The organism is Sulfitobacter sp. 1A13421 (genome assembly GCF_043557285.1).
GTDB lineage: Bacteria > Pseudomonadota > Alphaproteobacteria > Rhodobacterales > Rhodobacteraceae > Sulfitobacter > Sulfitobacter faviae.
Genome location: NZ_JBIFFQ010000020.1, coordinates 1 through 3,327, shown reverse-complemented (window position 1 = coordinate 3,327; position 3,327 = coordinate 1). Strand labels below are relative to the sequence as shown.

The following is a 3,327-nucleotide window of genomic DNA, read 5'->3' as shown; positions in this document are numbered from 1 at the left end:
ACATGACCGCACCCGATCACACGTCACTATGTCGAAAAACCATCTTGCGCGAACGGGGGTATCCATACATGACCCGGCAACTGCAGAAATTGTCATTGAGAATTGACCCATGTGCAACCTTGCCCCTGCTTGAATCAGCTGGGAGCTATTGGAGTGTTAGACATGGGATTTCTGAGGATTATTCGGAAATGGGCTCTGCGAGACAAGATGCCCATCCGCGAGATTGCGCGCCGGACAGGGGTGTCTCGCAACACGATCAAGAAGTATCTGCGGACAGGGATAGTTGAGCCCGAGTTCCAAATTTTGGACCGACCGAGCAAGTTGGACCCTTATGCTGAGAAGCTGACAGGCTGGTTGCTTTCTGAGCAGCGTAAATCACGGAAGGAACGGCGAACGGCCAAACAGATGCATGCGGATCTGGTTCAGCTCGGCTTTGATGGCTCATATGAGCGTGTCGCGGCCTTCGTGCGGAACTGGAAGGGCGAACGACAGCGTGTTCAACATACGACTGACCGGGGTGTTTTCGTGCCGTTGGTCTTTCAGCCGGGCGAGGCGTTCCAATTCGATTGGAGCGAGGACTGGGCCTATGTCGGGGGCGAGCGTCTCAAGCTTCAGGTCGCCCATATCAAGCTGTCGCACAGCCGCGCATTTCTGGTGCGGGCCTATCTGCTGCAAACGCATGAGATGCTGTTTGATGCCCACTGGCATGGCTTTCGGGTGTTTGAGGGTGTTCCGGGGCGTGGCGTCTATGACAACATGAAGACAGCCGTTGACCGGATTGGTGTCGGCAAGAAGCGCGATGTAAACGCACGGTTCCTTGCGATGACCAGCCATTATGTCTTTGACCCTGAGTTCTGCAATCCTGCGGCAGGGTGGGAGAAAGGTCAGGTTGAGAAGAGTGTGCGCGACGCCCGCCATCGGCTTTGGCAACTCATGCCCGCCTTTCCGAACCTCAATGCGCTGAATGAATGGCTGGAGGAGCGCTGCAAGCTTCTGTGGGCCGAGACACCGCATGGCAGATTGCCTGGCAACATTGCGGATGTCTGGGACGCCGAGAAGGCCGCGCTGATGCCACTGCCCACAATGTTTGACGGCTTTGTCGAGCAGAGCAAGCGGGTGTCCCCCACTTGTCTAATAGCATTCGACCGTAATCGCTACTCAGTGCCTGCCAGCTTTGCGAACCGTCCTGTCAGTCTCCGTATCTATCCTGAACGGCTGGTCGTCGTCGCCGAAGGCCACGTGGTCTGCACGCATGAGCGCATTATTGAACGCTCACACCGTCAGCCAGGGCGCGTTATTTATGACTGGCACCATTATCTGGCGGTGGTTCAACGCAAACCCGGCGCGCTGCGCAACGGGGCGCCCTTCGTTGAGATGCCAGAAGGGTTCCGGAAGCTGCAGGATCAGATGTTGCGTAGGCCAGGTGGTGACCGCGAGATGGTCGACGTCCTGTCCTTGGTGCTCCACCATGACGAACAGGCCGTGCTTTGCGCGGTGGAAATGGCGCTGGAGGCGGGCGTGCCAACAAAAACCCATGTATTGAACCTACTTCACAGGCTGGTGGATGGCGCACCGATAGACCAGCCTGATGTGACCCCGCCTGCGGCCCTTTCTTTGAATAAGGAGCCCGAGGCCAATGTTGCACGATATGACGGGCTACGCACCACGGAAGGAACACGTCATGCGTCATGATCCCGCCGGTGCTGCCATCGTCATCATGATGCGCAGCCTGAAGATGCCGGGCATGGCACAGGCCGTGCAGGACCTGCATGAGCAGGGATCGCCCGCTTTCGATGCAGCGATCCCCATGTTGTCGCAGCTGCTTAAGGCCGAGATGGCTGAACGTGAGGTGCGTTCCATCGCCTACCACATGAAGGCAGCACGCTTTCCGGCATACAAGGACATCTCTTGCTTCGACTTTGGCGCCAGCGAAGTCCGCGAAGCATTAGTGCGCCAACTTCACCGATGCGAGTTCATGGACGCGGCTGAGAATGTAGTGCTGATCGGAGGCCCTGGAACGGGAAAATCGCATGTCGCTACCGCCCTCGGCATTCAAGCAATCGAGCATCATCGCAAGCGTGTGCGCTTCTTCTCCACGGTCGAGTTGGTCAATGCGTTGGAGCAGGAAAAGGCCCAAGGCAAGGCAGGAAAAATCGCCGAGGTGCTGGTGAAAGCCGATTTGGTGATCTTGGATGAGCTGGGATATCTGCCGTTCAGCGCTTCGGGTGGCGCGTTGCTGTTCCACCTTCTGAGTAAACTCTACGAGCGCACCAGCGTCGTCATCACTACCAACCTGAGCTTTAGCGAATGGGCCAGCGTGTTCGGTGATGCAAAGATGACCACCGCGCTCCTCGACCGCCTCACACATCGTTGCCACATTCTCGAGACCGGCAATGACAGCTACCGGTTCAAGGCCAGCTCCGCGACAGCCAAAAAGAAACGAAAGGAGACAGCGGCATTGACGCCATCATAACGCAAAGAACATAACAACTGGGTGGGTCAAGTCTCGGTGACAATGCCGGGGGTGCGGACAAAAACTTGGACTGTTTTCACGGCATAAGGCCGAGGCTTTTACGGTATTCGATCGGGCTTCTGCCACCAAGGGACATCTTGATGCGTGTTTCGTTGTACCAGCGGATGTAGGCATCAACCTCGTCAATAAACTGGGCCACGGTGAAGGCTCGCCAATCGCGTGGATAGAAGAACTCAGTCTTCAGGCGTCCGAAGAAGCCTTCACATGCGGCATTGTCCTGCGAACTCGCCTTTCGTGACATCGAACGAACGAGCTTTGCTGCCTCGATACGTTCCAGCCAGCCAGGCCAGCGATAGTGGCCTCCGCGATCGCTGTGGACTATAGGCCGCACTTCGCTGTCAGCGATGGTCTCTACCGCTGCATCAAGCATTGTGTTTACGAGATCGGCATCCGGTCTGGTCCCTATGGTCCAACTTAAGACGAGGCCGTCGAAGCAATCGATGATTGGGGAAAGATAGACTTTTCCCGCTCGGATGTGGAACTCGGTGATATCGGTCAGCCACTTCTCGTTTGGCGCTGCCGCCTGGAATTTTCGGTTGATGATATTCTCCGGCGCAGGACTAATCTCACCCAGATATGAGCTGTAACGTCGGCGCTTCGGCTTTGGGACGATCAAAGCTTCCTGCTTCATCAGGCGCCGCATGGACCTGTCCCGCTTTCGTGCCGCCCCAAGTGCTCGTTTAAGCCACTTTCCGTTCGAAGGCGACGGGGCTTTTCCTGTGAACAAGCATGCAATTTTGACCCCGTAGAGGGGTGATCGGCGTCCAAAAATGACCCCCTTACACTGATGTGGA

The 3,327-nt window shown here is 56.6% G+C and carries 2 protein-coding genes and 1 pseudogene; 2 read left to right on the top strand and 1 reads right to left on the bottom strand.

All coding sequences use genetic code 11. The features are described from left to right. Positions 1 to 162: 162 nt before the first annotated feature. Entirely contained in the window at positions 163 to 1,692 is a 1,530-nt protein-coding gene (gene istA / locus ACGYLI_RS18000; protein WP_394420164.1) for an IS21 family transposase, read from the top strand. Continuing rightward, positions 1,682 to 2,473 carry an IS21-like element helper ATPase IstB gene (istB, locus tag ACGYLI_RS17995; RefSeq protein ID WP_394420163.1) on the top strand — a complete coding sequence of 264 codons (792 nt, stop codon included), beginning with the start codon at positions 1,682 to 1,684 and terminating at the stop codon, positions 2,471 to 2,473. Before istA ends, istB begins: the two co-directional genes overlap by 11 nt. A gap of 76 nt (positions 2,474 to 2,549) precedes the next feature. Here the strand turns inward: istB and ACGYLI_RS17990 are convergent. Beyond that, positions 2,550 to 3,176 (bottom strand): annotated as a pseudogene (locus ACGYLI_RS17990) (IS3 family transposase); the annotation flags it as partial. Positions 3,177 to 3,327: the final 151 nt, after the last annotated feature.

What these genes read in the sequence shown, in the direction of transcription:
- istB (WP_394420163.1), top strand. Translation starts at nt 1,682, where the DNA reads ATGCGTCATGATCCCGCCGGTGCTGCCATCGTCATCATGATGCGCAGC.
- istA (WP_394420164.1), top strand. Translation starts at nt 163, where the DNA reads ATGGGATTTCTGAGGATTATTCGGAAATGGGCTCTGCGAGACAAGATG.